The organism is Paenibacillus sp. SEL3 (assembly GCF_054602585.1).
The window spans coordinates 4,943,141-4,958,709 of the sequence record NZ_CM137725.1; the positions used below are offsets into that span (position 1 = coordinate 4,943,141).

General features: G+C 39.3%; 11 protein-coding genes and 1 pseudogene. 9 read left to right on the forward strand and 3 right to left on the reverse strand.

Annotated features, from left to right (window positions below; genetic code table 11):
- The first annotated feature begins 358 nt into the window (after positions 1-358).
- Together ACYCS5_RS22800 and ACYCS5_RS22805 are read left to right on the forward strand one after the other, a co-directional pair.
- Positions 359-1,729 carry a transcriptional regulator gene (locus tag ACYCS5_RS22800; protein ID WP_459760165.1) on the forward strand — a complete coding sequence of 457 codons (1,371 nt, stop codon included), beginning with the start codon at positions 359-361 and terminating at the stop codon, positions 1,727-1,729.
- Positions 1,730-1,889: 160 nt separating this feature from the next.
- Complete coding sequence (locus ACYCS5_RS22805) at positions 1,890-2,294, forward strand: hypothetical protein (protein WP_341071855.1); 405 nt, start codon at positions 1,890-1,892, stop codon at positions 2,292-2,294.
- Between the two features lie 139 nt (positions 2,295-2,433).
- On the opposite strand, the gene ACYCS5_RS22810 is transcribed toward ACYCS5_RS22805, so the two are convergent.
- The gene (locus ACYCS5_RS22810) at positions 2,434-2,673 is read right to left on the reverse strand and encodes a hypothetical protein (protein WP_039269860.1); all 240 of its coding nucleotides are present in this window, start codon (positions 2,671-2,673) and stop codon (positions 2,434-2,436) included.
- A gap of 400 nt (positions 2,674-3,073) precedes the next feature.
- On the opposite strand from ACYCS5_RS22810, the gene ACYCS5_RS22815 reads away from it, so the two are divergent.
- The 6 genes and pseudogenes from ACYCS5_RS22815 (at position 3,074) to ACYCS5_RS22840 (ending at position 9,083) form a co-directional block, all read left to right on the forward strand.
- Positions 3,074-4,417 carry a WXG100 family type VII secretion target gene (locus tag ACYCS5_RS22815; protein ID WP_459760166.1) on the forward strand — a complete coding sequence of 448 codons (1,344 nt, stop codon included), beginning with the start codon at positions 3,074-3,076 and terminating at the stop codon, positions 4,415-4,417.
- Positions 4,417-4,905 carry a hypothetical protein gene (locus ACYCS5_RS22820; RefSeq protein ID WP_029516567.1) on the forward strand — a complete coding sequence of 163 codons (489 nt, stop codon included), beginning with the start codon at positions 4,417-4,419 and terminating at the stop codon, positions 4,903-4,905. Before ACYCS5_RS22815 ends, ACYCS5_RS22820 begins: the two co-directional genes overlap by 1 nt.
- A gap of 717 nt (positions 4,906-5,622) precedes the next feature.
- Complete coding sequence (locus ACYCS5_RS22825) at positions 5,623-6,402, forward strand: hypothetical protein (protein ID WP_459760167.1); 780 nt, start codon at positions 5,623-5,625, stop codon at positions 6,400-6,402.
- 658 nt (positions 6,403-7,060) lie between these two features.
- A pseudogene (locus ACYCS5_RS22830) lies at positions 7,061-7,180 on the forward strand (DUF1805 domain-containing protein); the annotation flags it as partial.
- A gap of 1,031 nt (positions 7,181-8,211) precedes the next feature.
- Positions 8,212-8,667, forward strand: a complete 456-nt coding sequence (locus ACYCS5_RS22835) for a hypothetical protein (protein ID WP_459760168.1) — start codon at positions 8,212-8,214, stop codon at positions 8,665-8,667.
- A gap of 176 nt (positions 8,668-8,843) precedes the next feature.
- Positions 8,844-9,083 carry a CPCC family cysteine-rich protein gene (locus tag ACYCS5_RS22840; protein WP_459760169.1) on the forward strand — a complete coding sequence of 80 codons (240 nt, stop codon included), beginning with the start codon at positions 8,844-8,846 and terminating at the stop codon, positions 9,081-9,083.
- A gap of 152 nt (positions 9,084-9,235) precedes the next feature.
- Here the strand turns inward: ACYCS5_RS22840 and ACYCS5_RS22845 are convergent, their stop codons facing one another.
- Positions 9,236-10,480 (reverse strand): hypothetical protein, encoded by a 1,245-nt coding sequence (locus ACYCS5_RS22845; RefSeq protein ID WP_459760170.1) that lies wholly within the window; start codon positions 10,478-10,480, stop codon positions 9,236-9,238.
- A gap of 613 nt (positions 10,481-11,093) precedes the next feature.
- The gene (locus ACYCS5_RS22850) at positions 11,094-13,370 is read right to left on the reverse strand and encodes a preprotein translocase subunit SecA (RefSeq protein ID WP_029516571.1); all 2,277 of its coding nucleotides are present in this window, start codon (positions 13,368-13,370) and stop codon (positions 11,094-11,096) included.
- 1,121 nt (positions 13,371-14,491) lie between these two features.
- Here ACYCS5_RS22850 and ACYCS5_RS22855 point away from each other — a divergent pair.
- On the forward strand, positions 14,492-15,499 hold the full coding sequence (locus ACYCS5_RS22855; RefSeq protein ID WP_459760171.1) for a hypothetical protein: 1,008 nt from the start codon (positions 14,492-14,494) through the stop codon (positions 15,497-15,499).
- Positions 15,500-15,569 lie beyond the last annotated feature (70 nt).

Below are 15,569 nucleotides of genomic sequence, written 5' to 3' on the forward strand. Positions count from 1 at the left end.
CGAGTCACCATGGCGAAATGTAATTATTCTTAACAGGAAAAAGATGCATGATATTTAAAGTACTTAATAAGGTATAGAGTATAAAACCAAATGGATAATGGAACAGGTTAGATGGAATGATCCGTCTAGCCTTTTTATTGCGTGTTTTGCTGTATATAAGCAAAATGAGGAAATCCTCTTTTGAGGAATATATGTAAAAAGTGCAAAAATGTAATGTGTGCTGTTGTAAACAACGAAGGGTATATGACTTTGTTCCAAAAGACAATGATGGGATAAAGTAATTTTTACTAACTGTTTCTCATTACATGGTTTAATTATGTATTATATGTCGAGTTTATGTTGAAAGGGTGGTTTATCTATGGAGATCACACCTACGATTAGAGCAGAAGTTCAAACCTATCTGATACGGAAAAGCTTAACCATGACCGAGTTTGGTCACATGATTGATTTGAATGTAGGGACAGTTAGTGGCATTGTGACGGGCAACCGATCAATTTCAGTTCACCAGCTAGATCGCATCACTATGGGAATGAATTTACCACCAGATTATTTTTATGAACGTTATATTGAAGAATGTATTGAGGAAGAACCGCTCAACTGGCGAAGAATCAGCCCTTTTTTGTACCGCTGCGTGGAGTTAGGGCGACTTGATTGCTTGCGAAGAGTTGTAGGTATGTTGCTAGATAATCCTGTTTATCTTCCTTCACTTTTTGAAGTAGCCGAGGATTCTTTTAAAAAAGGTTATACTGAAGCAGCGGCGTTCCTTTATGAAAATGTAGCAGAAGGGGAGAGATATCAGTATTCAGAACGATTAGCGGTTTGCCAGTATCGATTGTTTACGATTCGTATTAGAGACGATCAAGAGAAAAACTATGATGCAGCCATTCAATTTGAGCCTTACGTTGAACGGTTAGATGAGGTAGATCAGTTAGAGGCATTAAAAGACTTGGCGAATACATACCGTTCGTTACGAAAATGGGATAAAGTAGAACTATTCGCCAAAACTCTGGAGATTAAAGCAGATATTCAATATAAGTTAGACCAAGCTCATGACGTAAAAAAAGAGAACTTGAAGAAACCTGTTTCTCCACCTTTTGCTTACTGGGCGTTTTCTCATCTGCTTCGTGCTGAAGTTTGTGAAGCACGTAAAGATTATGAAAAAGCACTTCAACATACGTACAAATATGCTGATTTAAGTTGGGTGAAGGAAACCGATGAAGTCACCTTTAAATGGAAAAGGCGGTATGAAGAGTGGTCTGAAGCCAACGCTTATGTAAATAAACTTCACGCTGGTGAAATTAGTGTTTTGGATGATTATGTAGCGTCCTTTTCTTCCAGGAGTGAAGAGATACTTCCTGGATTAGATAATATAATTGAAGCTGCAAATCGGTTTCGTTTAGATATTGATCATATTCTAAAGCAATTTGAAAAGGAAATCTTAACGTTGCTGGATAAGCCTGAGTGTATGGGGGTGTACAATCAACAATTTACTACAGAACGTTTTACTCATTTTTTAAGGGAATTGGCAATTTATCTTTTGCGTAAGGGAAGGTTTTCAGATGGGTTCACATTTTTGTTCAGTTGTTTGGAAAAGTCTGCTGAATCTAATAATAGAATACAAGCAATCAGATGTATGAGGTTGTTTACACATTTTAAAGAACATGCATCTGCTCACACGAAGGAAGTCTACGGAGATCTGATTAAAGCGGTTAACGAAGATGAAGAGTAAGCTGATCCCACCATTCCAGTTTATGTTAGTAGCAGTGAAGGCACCTCCTATTGAGCATTGAGAGAATGGCTCGAATTACAGACCAACGGGTCACCACGTGGCAGTCTGAGAATAAAATGCTCTCAAGTTCAAAATCACAGCCATTAGAAGGAGTAAGAGTATGAAGACAGATAAAATAAATGATACCTACTATGCTGGATTTGAAGGAGAACCAGAAATAAGATTGATTTATACAAATTCAGATAAAAGCTATGTATTGAAGATATGGAATGGATACTTTGATACATTAATGGATTGTTTGGTTCAACTAGAATCTGCACAAAGTAATATACTAAGTGAATATTATGCTCACGAAGGCTGGTATGAGGAAAGTCCATGGGAAGTGGAAAATATTAGAGAGACCCTACAATTGTTTGATTCATTTGATATTAAATATTTGACCGAGGAAGAAGCGAAAAGTTTGACTAATATATTACCTGTACTTCCTGATCTTAAGAACGATATAATTATATTGTTACAGAAAGCCGTCAATGGAAACGGCAATGTGTTCATTGAGTATGATTAATATTTTATAAGCTTGCTCCTTAACATTAAAATGGGAGCAGGCTTTTTTGCATAGTTAGTCAATTAAATAAAGGGTCGATAAAGAAAAGGAGCTATTGCGATGGGTTGGCTCCTTTTGTTTTGGGATTATTCTGGGAAATCTACTTATTTCCTTTTATACATAAAAAAACGATTGTATACACCACTCCAGCAATGAGGCTTAATATAAACGAGATTGATAAAGTTCTGAAAATAAAAGTAGAAGTGGGTACTGTATAAAATTCAAACATACCGTTGATTGAAGAACTCATTGTTGTTGGCCCTTTAATAAAGGAATAATAAATTCCTACACAAAAACCGTAAGACAAATACTTAATTAGATTTTTTTCAAATTTACTCATTTACTAGCCTCCAATAATGTTTATGAAAAAGGAGAATTTTGTACTATGAAGCCATTCAAATTTATATAGGAAAGGCCTTTAAATATAGCGTCCTAGAATTATATAGTAAGGATGTTTATTGATATTATGTCAATTATATTGTTATAAATCAAGAAAAAGTAATAATGATATAATCAACATTAATCAATACTTGATCACTAGCCTATGGATAGAACAGCTAAAACTAACTTAGGCATCATCTAACAGTGATATACAATACTTTAGTCGTGATAATCTCTGTTTTACTTCAGTTCAAATGTCACATGATTTAAAAAGGAAATAACAGGATAGCAGATGGATTTCCCTAAATCACCTCTTCTGATAAGATTATTTCCATCAAAATTAAAGTGGGCGTGGTAGAATGGGGAGAATTTTAGTTCCACCTGACAAATTGATGGAAGTGGCTGATCAGTTCTTACACAGAAAGCATGAAATGGAACGTATGCTGAATTTTTTGAGTGGACGAATTGATTTTGTCCAACAAGGCTGGTCTGGGGCTACCCAAGAGAGATTTTTTCAGGAGTTTCAGGTTTCTCGACAATCCATGAGTGTGACGATTGAACGACTATCGACAGTAGCACAAGAACTTATTTTTATTTCAAAAAACTTTGCAAAGGTGGACGGGGAAAAAATCGTACTGGATGTGCCGTGGCTCGGAGCCCCTGTTAAAAAAGCATCCACAGGTGAAAGTTGGTTACATAAAATCTTTGAACAGATTGGACAAGCTGAGATCACTAAGGCTGAGGCTCAAATGGAAGCTAGCAAACTTCAAGGAGAAATCCTTTGGGATACTGCACAGGGAGCAAAAGGAGCTATTCAGGGGAATTTGACAGTGGGGATATGGCCTGATAAAGAACGGAATTATGATCATCCCATGGCAGCTAAAGTAGGAGAAATTCTCGGAAATGTAGCTACATCATTGCAAGGGGCAGGTGAGGTAGTAGCTGGAATAGGTGGAGAAGGATTATCCGTTGCTGTTTCATCTACAGGTGTAGGGAGTATCATTGGGGTACCCGGATTAATTGGATCGGCAGCTTTGGCGGCGCATGGAGCTACAACTGCGGTTAAAAGTGCAAAAGGAGCAGGGGAAAGCTCAGCAGAATTGTGGCAGATGGCGAAAGGAGAAGGTGGAGGCTCATCAAAATCCACTCCTTCTTCGGGAGCTAAGGCAGAAAAGGCACCGCATGTCGTCGAGGGAACCCACAATTACAATAGGGGTAGCATAATTAAGGAAGGAAATAAGACGAAATATACAAACTCTGCTGGCAATGAACTGACATGGGTTGATCAACATCCCAAAAATATTAACCGTGATATTGAAAACTTTATGAATAGCTCAGATGTAGGAAAGGCAACTGAAGCAAAAGTAGCTGGCTTTTTAAAAGAAGAACGTGAAGTCACTGGTTTTGGGCAAAAAATATTAAAGAAAGATGGTCAATTTGCAGGTGATTTAGATGTGGTTACAAAAAATGAATTAATTGAGGTAAAGGCTTCGATCAAAGCAGTTAAAGAAGGACAACTTGAGAAAATGACAATTACTACTGATAAGCTTTATTTTAATCCAGAACAGAAGAAAGTTATACTTTATATTGATAAGCCTTTGGGCAATCTATCTCAAAGTAATATAGAAAAATTAGATAATATCAAGAAGCTAGGAGTAACTGTTGTAAATTCCTTGGAGGAATTAAGAAAGGTGGTTAAGTGATGGGGAGTTCGGCTTTTATTTTAATAGAACGAGAAAAATATACACCTGAGAAATTACTAGGAGATGCAATCGTAGCTGCCTTTCATGCAGATGCTGGATTATATTTTGACAATGATAAAAAATATAAGAACGAACAGTTTTTTTCAACAACTCTAAATATATCTTATAACCCACTGGGTGCTGAAAATAACCAGCAGTTTATATTCTATATTGATGGAATTTATAATTACGAAATTAATTATGAGCATGATGAGGATATTAGTGGATTAGATTCAAGCTTGTCCTTGTATCAAGTAGGATGTATTGAAGATGTTTATGGTGTTGAAGAGCTGATTTTTCGATTTATATATGAATATCTCAAGCTAAATCCTACTGACTATTTTTGGATTCCTGATTACGATTGGGTCTACAGTTGGGAAGATATGCAGAAGTTCAGATCTCTGCCCTATGATCCAAACTGGTGCTATAAAAATCCTAAATCAATATAATTCACAACGATTAATGAATATCTATAAGCTTGCTCCTTTAATAATAAAATGGTAGCAAGCTTTTTTCAAAGTAATTTATCTGATAAAGAAGATAATTTGCATGCACCTAAGAATTAAGGCGGGTTTAAATAGGAGAGTCTTCAATCAGGCTACTAACTTAGCGATATGGGTAAAGTATACGGAAGGTGCGTGAATGTTATGAAGTATGATACATTCTTAAAATTATGGGAAGAACAAAATAGTCTAATGAGACTATTGTTCTGTGAAAATAAAGTGTTAGACTGAAAAACAAAGCATTAGACCGTGAAAAATAAAGTTGTAGACTGGCAGCCGGCATTAGCCAACGGGCAGGATAACGCAACCATTAAATGGACTTATGGTTCTCATATGATACAATTTATCCCAGAAGTATCTTCGCGGGTTAATGAAAAGCAGCGGTGATGAACTAATAGGAGACCAACATAAAAAAGTGGTAGTTTTATGGATATGCAATAGTTTACTATAGGATCTTATTCCTCGGTTCGTCTGAACCGATTGTAACGGAGATTCATGAAGTGCCTGGAGAGATGGAAATAAAAGTGTTGTCTGACAATGGACAGAGCGGGATTGGAAGAGCGGAAGTGAAGTGGCAAAGCCCGTAAGCGTAGGTCACAGCTCATAATACGAACGGAGAACTATAGCTTAACCAAGAAATTACTGGAAAATGCGGAGGGTAATTTGGATCGTAATTCGCTGGAATCGAGCGGAGATTCACTTCGCAGACAACTGGTGGCACTACGCGCCGAATGGAACTTGGTACTAAAAGGAGGGGCAGGACACATGCAAGAAGAACAGGAAATATTCGCGGGCGACGGATATAACAGGTCGTACGCAATAGCTACGGGTATGCCGATTTTGAATCTTAGGGGTAGCATACCGCGTGAAAGTAACGGCCAACTACCGTTTCCGTGGGTGACAACGGGCATCAGGATTGATAAAGAACAGATGTTGGAAACCGTTATGAAGCAAAAGACACTCGAGTATTTGTTTAATATGCAATTCAGTAAGGAGGAAATGACCGACCGCAATTTGGTTGTAGGCTGTTATGAATACAGGAATCCGAATGACAAGGAACAAATAATGCTATATGCGCTGGTTTCGTTGAAGGAATTTCTCGCGAGATACGGCGATGAACGGGCATTGGAGATTCTGATGCGAGTTGGCTGCACATACGAGAAGATTATGGAGGAATGTGATGAAGCCATTAAAGAACACTTTGCAGTGTTGCGCCGGTCACTTCATTTAAAGAATTTGAGGGACAAATATGATGTCGTTTACGAGTGGAGTGAAGAGGAAGGGGTAAAGACGTACATAATCAGATACACCAAATCGAGTTATACGAAGATTAAAGCTAAATCATTCGAAGAGTTGACCAAACTCTATGATGAGCAACGGAAGAAGGATGCAAAGAAGACGTTCGCGACTCTGGAGCCGTTAGAAGCATTCATGCAAGCATAAGAAAACCGCCCCTTTACGGGGTGGTTATTCAACATTTCATTGAACGAAGATTCGAGGAATATCCAGCGATAGAGAGGATTCTCGACAGTCGCATCGGAAAGTGCTGACCCGTACGCCAGATATGGTCGAATGGGGACTGATGGAAGACGTTGATCCAGCCGATTATTTCGGCAAAACCAATAGAGGTAGAACGATTTAAGGCGATTGGAAGCCTAGCGATTCAGGGAGAATTTATCGCCTCGGTGTTTCTTACTGACGGTAAGCCGATCGGCAGCACCGAAACGGTTGTAGATATATCGCATGAAATAATTTAGCACCACTTGTTACGCTAACAGAGAACGTTAGTTCAATAAACCAGCGGCAGTCTAGGACTTTATTTTCAGGTCCTTGACTGCCGCTGGTTTTATATTTGGGTCAGTCTAAAACTTATTATTCCAAGTCTGACGATTTAGCAATTCAGAATCAACTTAGGACCAACAAATCCAGTCTAAATCTTTATTTTCATCGGACAACTATTAGAGAGGAAGGATTTAAGAATCGGAAATTTTTTATCATGGATTTGATAAGAAGTATTTTCGGTTATTTTCATTGTGGGCTGGGACTTGCAAAAATATTGGAGGCTTATAGCATAAACAAAGAGGAGGTGCATGAAATCACCATGATACACATGGAACCTATTCAAGTGGGTGAGCATACATTTATCGGAGTCGAGGTCAAACTGCCTAAAACAACGCTGTTAACGATCTCTAACTCCCGTGGTTACATCATGTGTGGTGCGTCTAAGATGCGGCTATTTCAGGGGATATAAAATTTTCTTTATTTAAGCCTTAAAGTCAAGCAGGACAAGCTTTCATAGCAGTTTTCAATTTACTGATCTTTACTGATTCATTCTATTGAAATCTTATAAATGACTGAATTTTGTGACCTCTTGGAGGAGGACAAGCATGTGACTGTGCATTGCATTTCCGTTATAATCCTTCAAAGAATAATTATACGCCCCATCATCTACTCCTTTAATGGGGGCTTAGCTACGCTGAATAATTTTATCTTGCTCTTTTAAAATACCTTGCATTGGTTTCGTCCTTAAAAATAACTTGTGTACTAACTAAGGGAGCTTTACCTATTTGAGTTTTAACTGAATAAATTTCAGATGGTTTGTATCCTTGAATTTTTACAAGATAATCGAATACTTTATTTTGAGTATCACTTTTAGCGTAACTACTAAGCATCCAAACGCTTGCGAATATCATTACTATAAAAATTGCTATTCCATATTTTCTTATAACTATCTTCTTTGTTGGAGCAAGCTAAAGTAGCGCTACCAATGACGTAATATTTGCTTCGAACCGTTACTTAAGAAAAGGAGCCGTTGCGATTTGGACAGCTTCTTTTGCTTTGGAGTTATTCAAAGAATCTACTTATTTCCTCTTATACACAAAAAAGTAATTGTATACACTACTCCAGCAAAGAGGCTTAGTAGAAACGAGGTTGATAATGTTCTAAAAATAAAAGTAGAAGTGGGTACCGTATAAAATTCAAACATACCGTTGATCGGAGTACTCGTTGTTGTTGGCCCTTTAATAAAGGAATAGTATATTCCTACAATAAAACCGTAAGACAAATACTTAATTAGATTTTTTTCAAATTTACTCATTTGTGAGCCTCCAATAATGTTTTTGGAAAAGTAGAATTCTTGTACTATGAAGCCATTCAAATTAGTATAGGAAAAGCCTAGTATTAAAAAAAATCTTTGTTAAGCTAACGGGAAACGTTAGTTGAAATCTGTTCATTGAGAGGAATGTTACATGAATGAAAAACAAAGTTATGAAGATTATTGTTACCACTGCATCTATTTTACTTATTATTGGCGTTTCAAGTGCCTTAAAAAATAATGTTGATTTAAAATCCAAAGAAGAAAATGAAACCTTTGAAAGCAGTCCTGATGCACTCGAAGATACACTAACTTGGGATTTAGCGGGTGATAAAGTGGACCCTGAAAAAGATTATTCTGTGACAGTTGGATATCCACATATTAAACTTAATGCCAAAAATACTGGAGCACACTCTTTTAGGATCGAAGTACAGCACAACAGCAAGAATACAGTTATTTTTAATGCAAGTGTTGCAGCAGACGCAACAGTAGAACTTGTAAATAATGATAGTATGCCACTTGTTCCTTCAGGCGCTTATACAGTGACTATTTACGGTGGGACAGGTCTACCAAAAGGACAAGTTCTTCTTACACAGTCAAAAGCACCATATTGAAGAGGCAGAAATTTGTTCCTATCAAAAGTCGAGTTGTCGAGGGACAAGAACTTGTACCGATCGACGATTAAATATACATTTAATAAGTTACTTTATCTCATTACGCTAGCGGGCAAGCTAGGTAATCATATAGCGAACACATCAAAGTGCAGCTGTTTATGTGGAGGTCACTATATATGAAATATGCATGTCCATGCTGTGGTTATAAGACACTGGATTATGAATCACCAGGTACCTATGACATTTGTGATATTTGTTTTTGGGAAGATGATGTTGTTCAATATCACGATCCCGATTATGAAGGGGGAGCAAATATTGAATCGCTAAGGCAATATCAAGAAGCTTATTTACAAGGACGCGTTAATCGTAAGCCAACGATTAACGATGAGCGTTATGAGAACTGGAAACCACTTTAAAAAAAGTGACAGTTTCATTACGCTAACGGGAAACGTTAGTTCAATGACAACAGCGGCGGACACAAGACTTTATTTATCAAGTCTTGTGTCCGCCGCTGCTCCTTTAATATACTGGTCCATATTTAGCTGGTGTTAGATCTGGAAGAGAAGAATTATGGGTTTTTCTTGGTTTTAGGCAACACTTCGACTGCTATCTCAGCCCATTTGACAGAGCCGTACGGTGAACTACCTCCCACAAATACATCTGGACTTAGAATATTGACCAGATAAGTGCCAGGTTTTTGAATAACGACAGAACCGCTAAAGGATTTATCCTGTTTGAGGGGGATAACGGTCTTTTTTTCAACTTCAACAAAATCACCGTTCTGAAATGCTGCCACTCCAAAAGAAACTTCATTGCTTTCCAGATACGTAGCTGTCACGACTCCAGCAATTGCTATTGGGTCTCCAGCCTGTACACGGAGGTACCCCTGTGTCGGCTTGGTGAAGCGGATGTCATGCTCGTTCTCGGGATGGTTGTATCTAATAGGGACGGAGGACGGGTTTAATACTTTGCGATGCACCATAATCTTAACAGATCCTTTATCATTAGTGGTAATTTCCAACGGATTTGGACCGGGACGAAGCTCAACTGAATATTCAATCCGCCGAAATGTTTGCCCATTTATTATAATCGGCTTTCCAATGCTTTTTTCTTTTCCCTTAAACGTGCTAATGCTACCTCCAATGGAACTTGTCATGCCACCGTGCCCTGTATTTACCATAAGATAAGCATGCCCGAACTCTTTTTGTACTAATGCACTAAAAGTGATTTTTTCCTTATCCGTTGTATACGTTGGATGAAGCGCTTTAACTACTTTGTCGTTCCAGACCCAGTGCATGACTCCATTACTCCATGTATAATTTATTCCCATCTTAGGCAGAAGTGACGCTGGAATATACAATTGATCGTTTTTCATAAACGTTTTAGGGATTGGCTCATCCAGCGCTGTCATGGTTCCGTCTTCGTATCTGAAAATCTTTGCTTGGTTAGGCATCAACCGAAATGAGGAAAAAGGTACCGAGTTCTCAGTGTCAAACTCCGCCCACGTGCTGCCTGTCTTTGCATCCCACTTGGTGGTTGCCAAGTGAGCTGTTTCCAGCCATTTGAACGGGAAATACAAGTGATTATTTTTCTTCAGCAGGGGAGCGGTCTTTATGGAGACGGAATCCAGCGATAAAGAAGATTTGTTTAATTCGGCAGTCAGTTGGTGCGGAACCAGATAGAACACAGCCGCATCCTCTACTACAACGGGAAGATTGGAATTTGAATTCTCCGCATAACTCAGAGGCGCTAGAAGCAGGCCAGAAATAAGAAGGCAGGAAGATACAAGTAGAGAAACAAAAATTCGTCTCATTGAATAAACACCCAGTTTCATTTTTTTATCATATATACCAGAAAAACGAAAAAAAGTTGCGTATATATAGTCTTTTACTCTGACCATTAGCCTTTTTGAATAACTTAGTTCTTTCATTCAACTGCTTTCTTATTTTGTTTTATGACAAGCTTTATGATACTTCGACACGACTTTTACTATAAGATAAAAAAGACTAATTTACTTTGGAGGTGTCTTTTGGAGTTATTTCTATTTATACTTAACATTTTAGTTATCCTCCTTTCTATTGCTGGCGGAGTGCTTTTAATTGGATTAGTGTACAGAGGATATGTACTGCTAGGTTTACTTATTGCTGAGAAAAAGAGAAGAATAACGGATCAATCTCAAAATCAGGCTTGACTATTAGCCCAACATCCGATGGCGGTTACATTCTATAGAATGGCTGCTTTATAGCGGATACGCTTGTTGCCATTGGCATATAAATCCCTCCTCAAAATGAGTGCAAAAAAGCCGCCATAGCTTTGGCGGCCGTGATTGGTAGGTATGTTTATACCGATTATAAAATTGAGGAATCCAAGCGGACGTCCGAAGTCAACACGGAGTCAATGCTCATCCTCGAAAAAGCTACGCTGCATCAAAACTTTGACAGTTTGAATATAGGCCTCAAAATCTTGCGAATCCCAAAAGCAAATACAGTCATAGCGGTCCATGAGCTGCGCATATTCTGGATGTATTGATCGTTGATTATATAAGTCCGAGTGGAAGTAGGGCTCTTCAGACCGAACTCTTCCCACTCCGCCGGATCATTCGAACCTCCGAGCCTTACAAGCATATTCGCCGACTCGCTATTTACTTTAGCTGGAATTTGTTCGTATGCTTGGGTGATTTGTGCATGAAATTCGTCGATCGGATTGCCGCTGACAAGGCTTTCCAAGTGGATGCCTTCACGAAGGTAAGAAACGTATGCTAGATGGTCGGCCCAGAACTTGTCGATATAAAAAAGCCGTACGCGTTGCTCCAAAGGACTCATCAGCTTCTTGCCTTTTAAAATTGCGAGCCGCTCCTCGTATAGAATTCGTCGCTGTTCCTCTACCATATCCGAATAACGGTTTAGTTCTTGATGGATATCGAAGTTCTGGCCCATAATAACGCGCTGAATATGCGCGATTTTGCTGCGTAGCACCGGGTCTTCGAGAGTCTCATCCTGCCTGTGGGCGCGAATCGCTTTATCGATGCCGAATCGAAGTAACAACTCGTCCTCTAAGCTTACGAAAAATACGGAAGCTCCAGGGTCGCCTTGGCGCCCAGAACGCCCGCGCAGTTGGTCGTCGATCCGCACGCTTTCGTGCACATGCGTACCAATCACGTACAACCCGCCCAGCTTGGCGACAACTTCTGCTTGCGTAGGGTTGCCACCGCCGATCCGAATGTCGACGCCGCGTCCCGCCATATTCGTAGACACCGTCACGGCGCCGATTTCTCCCGCTTTGGCAATGACCTCGGCTTCTTCTGCGTCGTTTTTCGCATTCAGGATATGGCAAGGTACGTCGGCAACCGCTAGCGCCTTTGCCAGCATGTCCGACTCCTCCACGCTTGACGTACCAATGAGAATTGGGCGTCCCGTCGCATGTACGGACGAGATTTCTTGTACAAGCGCCTTAAGCTTGGCTTCTTTATGTGTATAAATTCGGTGCGGATGGTCGATCCGTATGTTTGGCCGGTTCGGCGGAATTTGCACGACCTGCAGTGCATAAATCTCTTTGAATTCCATGGCGGAAGCGTACGCGGTAGCCGTCATTCCGCAAATTTTTGGATACAGGCTAATGAAGTGTTGAAGGGTGATCGTCCCGAGAATTTTCCCGCCGACTTTCGAGTGCAGCCCTTCTTTGGCTGCAAGCGCGGCTTGCAGTCCTTCTGGCAAATGCCTATTCTCCGCCACGCGGCCGGTATATTCGTCGATCAGCTCGATTTTCCCGTCCCGGACGATGTAATCGACGTCTTTTTTCAATAACGTTTCCGCATACAACGCGCAATTTAACGACGACAACAAATGACTATTATGGCTTTCGTACAAATTGCCGCACCCCAGCAGCGCCTCCGCTTTTGCAGCGCCCGCCTCATTCAAATAAACGTTCCGCTTGAACTCGTCGAAGTCGTAATACTTATCTTGCTCGAGCTGCCTAGTCACATCTGCGAAACGAATTACGTCGTTGCCGGAAGAATCCGGCTCGCCAGCGATGACTAGCGGCACCCGAGCTTCGTCGAGAAGCAGTGAATCCGCTTCGTCGACGATGACGTAGTGGAAAGGACGATGCACGGTATCGGCTTCGCTTAGTGTGATCGTGTCGCGCAAATAATCGAATCCCGCTTCTTTGGCCGTCACATAGGTTATATCCGCGGCGTACGCTTCTCGTTTCTCGGACAAGCTCATGCCCGCTTGAACCGATTTTACCGTTAACCCGAGGAAACGATAGATCGGACCCATCCACTCCGCATCCCGATTTGCCAAATAATCGTTAAAAGTGAGCACATGAACGCCTTCGCCGGTCAGCGCATTTAGATAAGCAGGCATAACAGCAGAGAGCGTTTTTCCTTCGCCGGTATGTTGCTCGATCACAAATCTCTCGTGCAGAGCGATGGCAGCCATAATCTGAACATCGTAAGGCTGTAATCCGAGCTTTCGCTTCGCTGCCTCGCAGACTAGTGCATAGGCATCGACAAGCAGTTCGTCCAAAGGCGTACCCGATTCTGCTTCCTTTTTCAGCCGGAGAGATTCCGCTTTCAGCCGCTGATCGTCCCATGCTTCCAAATTCCGTTTCCTAATGAGCTCCGCTTTGTCCCGATAGCCTTTCAGCTTATTCTGAGTATCGCGGTCTTTGAATTTTTGCATCAACTTGACGGCTAAATTCATCGGAATTCGATTCCTCCTCGGTAGAAACACGTAATTCTAATAGTGGCTAAAGTATAATCAAACTCTATAACAATAGCAAAGTTTGGAATAAAAAAAACTTCCTTGCTTCATTGACGGCACCAGTTGTCGTTAACACTTGCACTCTTAGCCGCTGACAACCTTTAACTGTAAAGCCATACGACATGCCGAATATCCAATAATCATGTAAGCAACGGCATTCATAATGAACCGTGAGTACATTTACACTCGGGACAAAGAACGATGCAAATACTGTGACTCCGCATTGGTAGAACATTTAAGGTCAATGTCCTCGCAAAGGCCCATGAAACCCGTAGAGGGAGCGTCCTTCAAGAGCGGGAAAAGGGGGAGCCCATATTAAACCCTATAATTAAATCAGACAATCCCATTTTATTTTTTTCTATAAAGGAATAAGCGACTAATTACTTAAAAAATGAAAGTAGTTAGATCTATCTTGATGTGCAGATACCCTGTTAATTCCCACCCTAGAAGATCAATCCATATTAGTTTTGAAACTTAGGACTACACCAACTTTGATAGCTACTCTCGGGAAAAGTTCTGGATATAATGGATAAAATAAAATGTAATTGAATGACAAGTGACTAATTTCCTACTTTACAATATAAAAAGGAGGAGTTTTGATCTAATTTGGCGTATTATATTATTGGCATAATTTACATCCTAAGTGAAAGCAAGAAGTTTATCATTTTTTGAAATTGCGTGATATTGATTTTTACATGGAATTGGTACTAAATTTATCAAACAGTTAAAGAAACGATATAAATAGGAGAGAAAACGAGGTTTAGACGATCCTTAATAACGAATATATCGACTTTGTATCTGGCAATATATAGGTGAAGAGAGGGGGGAATCCGATTATTATAGAGACGGACAAAAAATTAGCTATTTTGATGTTTATCGATTCTTTATAATCAGCGTGTTCAATGTACTATCTGAGACATTGAATTTCAACTCCAATTCTTTTTACGGATGCGGTGCCAAGTGGTTGTTGAAAATGAGATGATGAACTTTTTGTTTTTTTATGGAGAGGATTAGCCAGGATCAAGTCATAAGCAAAATGAAAAAGGGGTTAAATTAAATTTATGAAAAAGATTCTTGTTTTACTAACTTTACTAATACTATTAGGTATTACTGCTTGCAGCAATCAAGATTCTACTGAATCTTATAAACAAATAGACAATGATTCTACATCCACAAGTGAAGTTACAAAGGAACAATTTGTTCTAAAAAAAATAAATTTACAATATGGTAACCAGCAGTATACGAATATAAATGATGACTCCACGAGTAGGTATGCCTTTGAACAAGATGACAGATTAACAGTCTCTTCTCATACTATTGGAAAAGATTATTTTGATCCTCCAAAAATATATGTGTCAGAAGGAAAAGATGGAAATTGGGTATCAAAAGATTTAGCATTAGGTGAATTAGACAAATTTGGTGCCATTGATGGGGTTCCTGGTGGTTTTATCTTTGCCGATAAGGAATCATATACAGTAAAGTACCTAGACAGCAATAATAAAATTCAAGTACACTCTTTTGTTGATAATGGAATAGACAAATCGTGGAAACTGGATAAAGTTATTTTGACATCCAAGGGGTACGCTTTAAAATTCGACAAGGGAGACTCTGTCAAGCTCATTATATGTGGCGATTATCAACATTCTATAGATATTAATATCAAATTTAAGTTTGGTTCGTCAGAACGTTTTGATTATAAATATGTAGACCTGAATTCTGGAGATATTATAGCAACTGATTTTTCAAGAAATTATATTCTTAATTTTAAAACCGGTGAACCACAATTTGACGATCTGGGTCAACCTAAAAAATATCCACATTTACTTGGAGATTATGTTGGGAAGTCAAAGAGTGGCCAATGGCTTTATGTTGAACATTCAGATAATATAGTAAGAATCGGTTATCTTGACGATGAACTTCGCTTCGTCGACTATTCAACTATTGAAGGTATACCTGGCGGACATTTAGGTGATAAGTATTTCCTTGATGGGAAAGAATTAAGAATGATAGGGACTTACATGTATAGAGGAAAAGATTCTGTTTATGAAGCCCTAATTGATATAAATTAGCAGTATGTATTACAGAAGCAGTTTGTTGAAAAAAAACAACTTGCTTCTTTTTTTATTACGAAAAAGGAAA

Bases quoted from the DNA above. Each gene is read 5' to 3' on its own strand.
- ACYCS5_RS22820 (WP_029516567.1), top strand. From the start codon at position 4,417: ATGGGGAGTTCGGCTTTTATTTTAATAGAACGAGAAAAATATACACCT.
- ACYCS5_RS22845 (WP_459760170.1), bottom strand. From the start codon at position 10,480: ATGAGACGAATTTTTGTTTCTCTACTTGTATCTTCCTGCCTTCTTATT.
- ACYCS5_RS22810 (WP_039269860.1), bottom strand. From the start codon at position 2,673: ATGAGTAAATTTGAAAAAAATCTAATTAAGTATTTGTCTTACGGTTTT.
- ACYCS5_RS22850 (WP_029516571.1), bottom strand. From the start codon at position 13,370: ATGAATTTAGCCGTCAAGTTGATGCAAAAATTCAAAGACCGCGATACT.
- ACYCS5_RS22840 (WP_459760169.1), top strand. From the start codon at position 8,844: ATGAAATATGCATGTCCATGCTGTGGTTATAAGACACTGGATTATGAA.
- ACYCS5_RS22835 (WP_459760168.1), top strand. From the start codon at position 8,212: ATGAAAAACAAAGTTATGAAGATTATTGTTACCACTGCATCTATTTTA.
- ACYCS5_RS22805 (WP_341071855.1), top strand. From the start codon at position 1,890: ATGAAGACAGATAAAATAAATGATACCTACTATGCTGGATTTGAAGGA.
- ACYCS5_RS22815 (WP_459760166.1), top strand. From the start codon at position 3,074: ATGGGGAGAATTTTAGTTCCACCTGACAAATTGATGGAAGTGGCTGAT.
- ACYCS5_RS22855 (WP_459760171.1), top strand. From the start codon at position 14,492: ATGAAAAAGATTCTTGTTTTACTAACTTTACTAATACTATTAGGTATT.
- ACYCS5_RS22800 (WP_459760165.1), top strand. From the start codon at position 359: ATGGAGATCACACCTACGATTAGAGCAGAAGTTCAAACCTATCTGATA.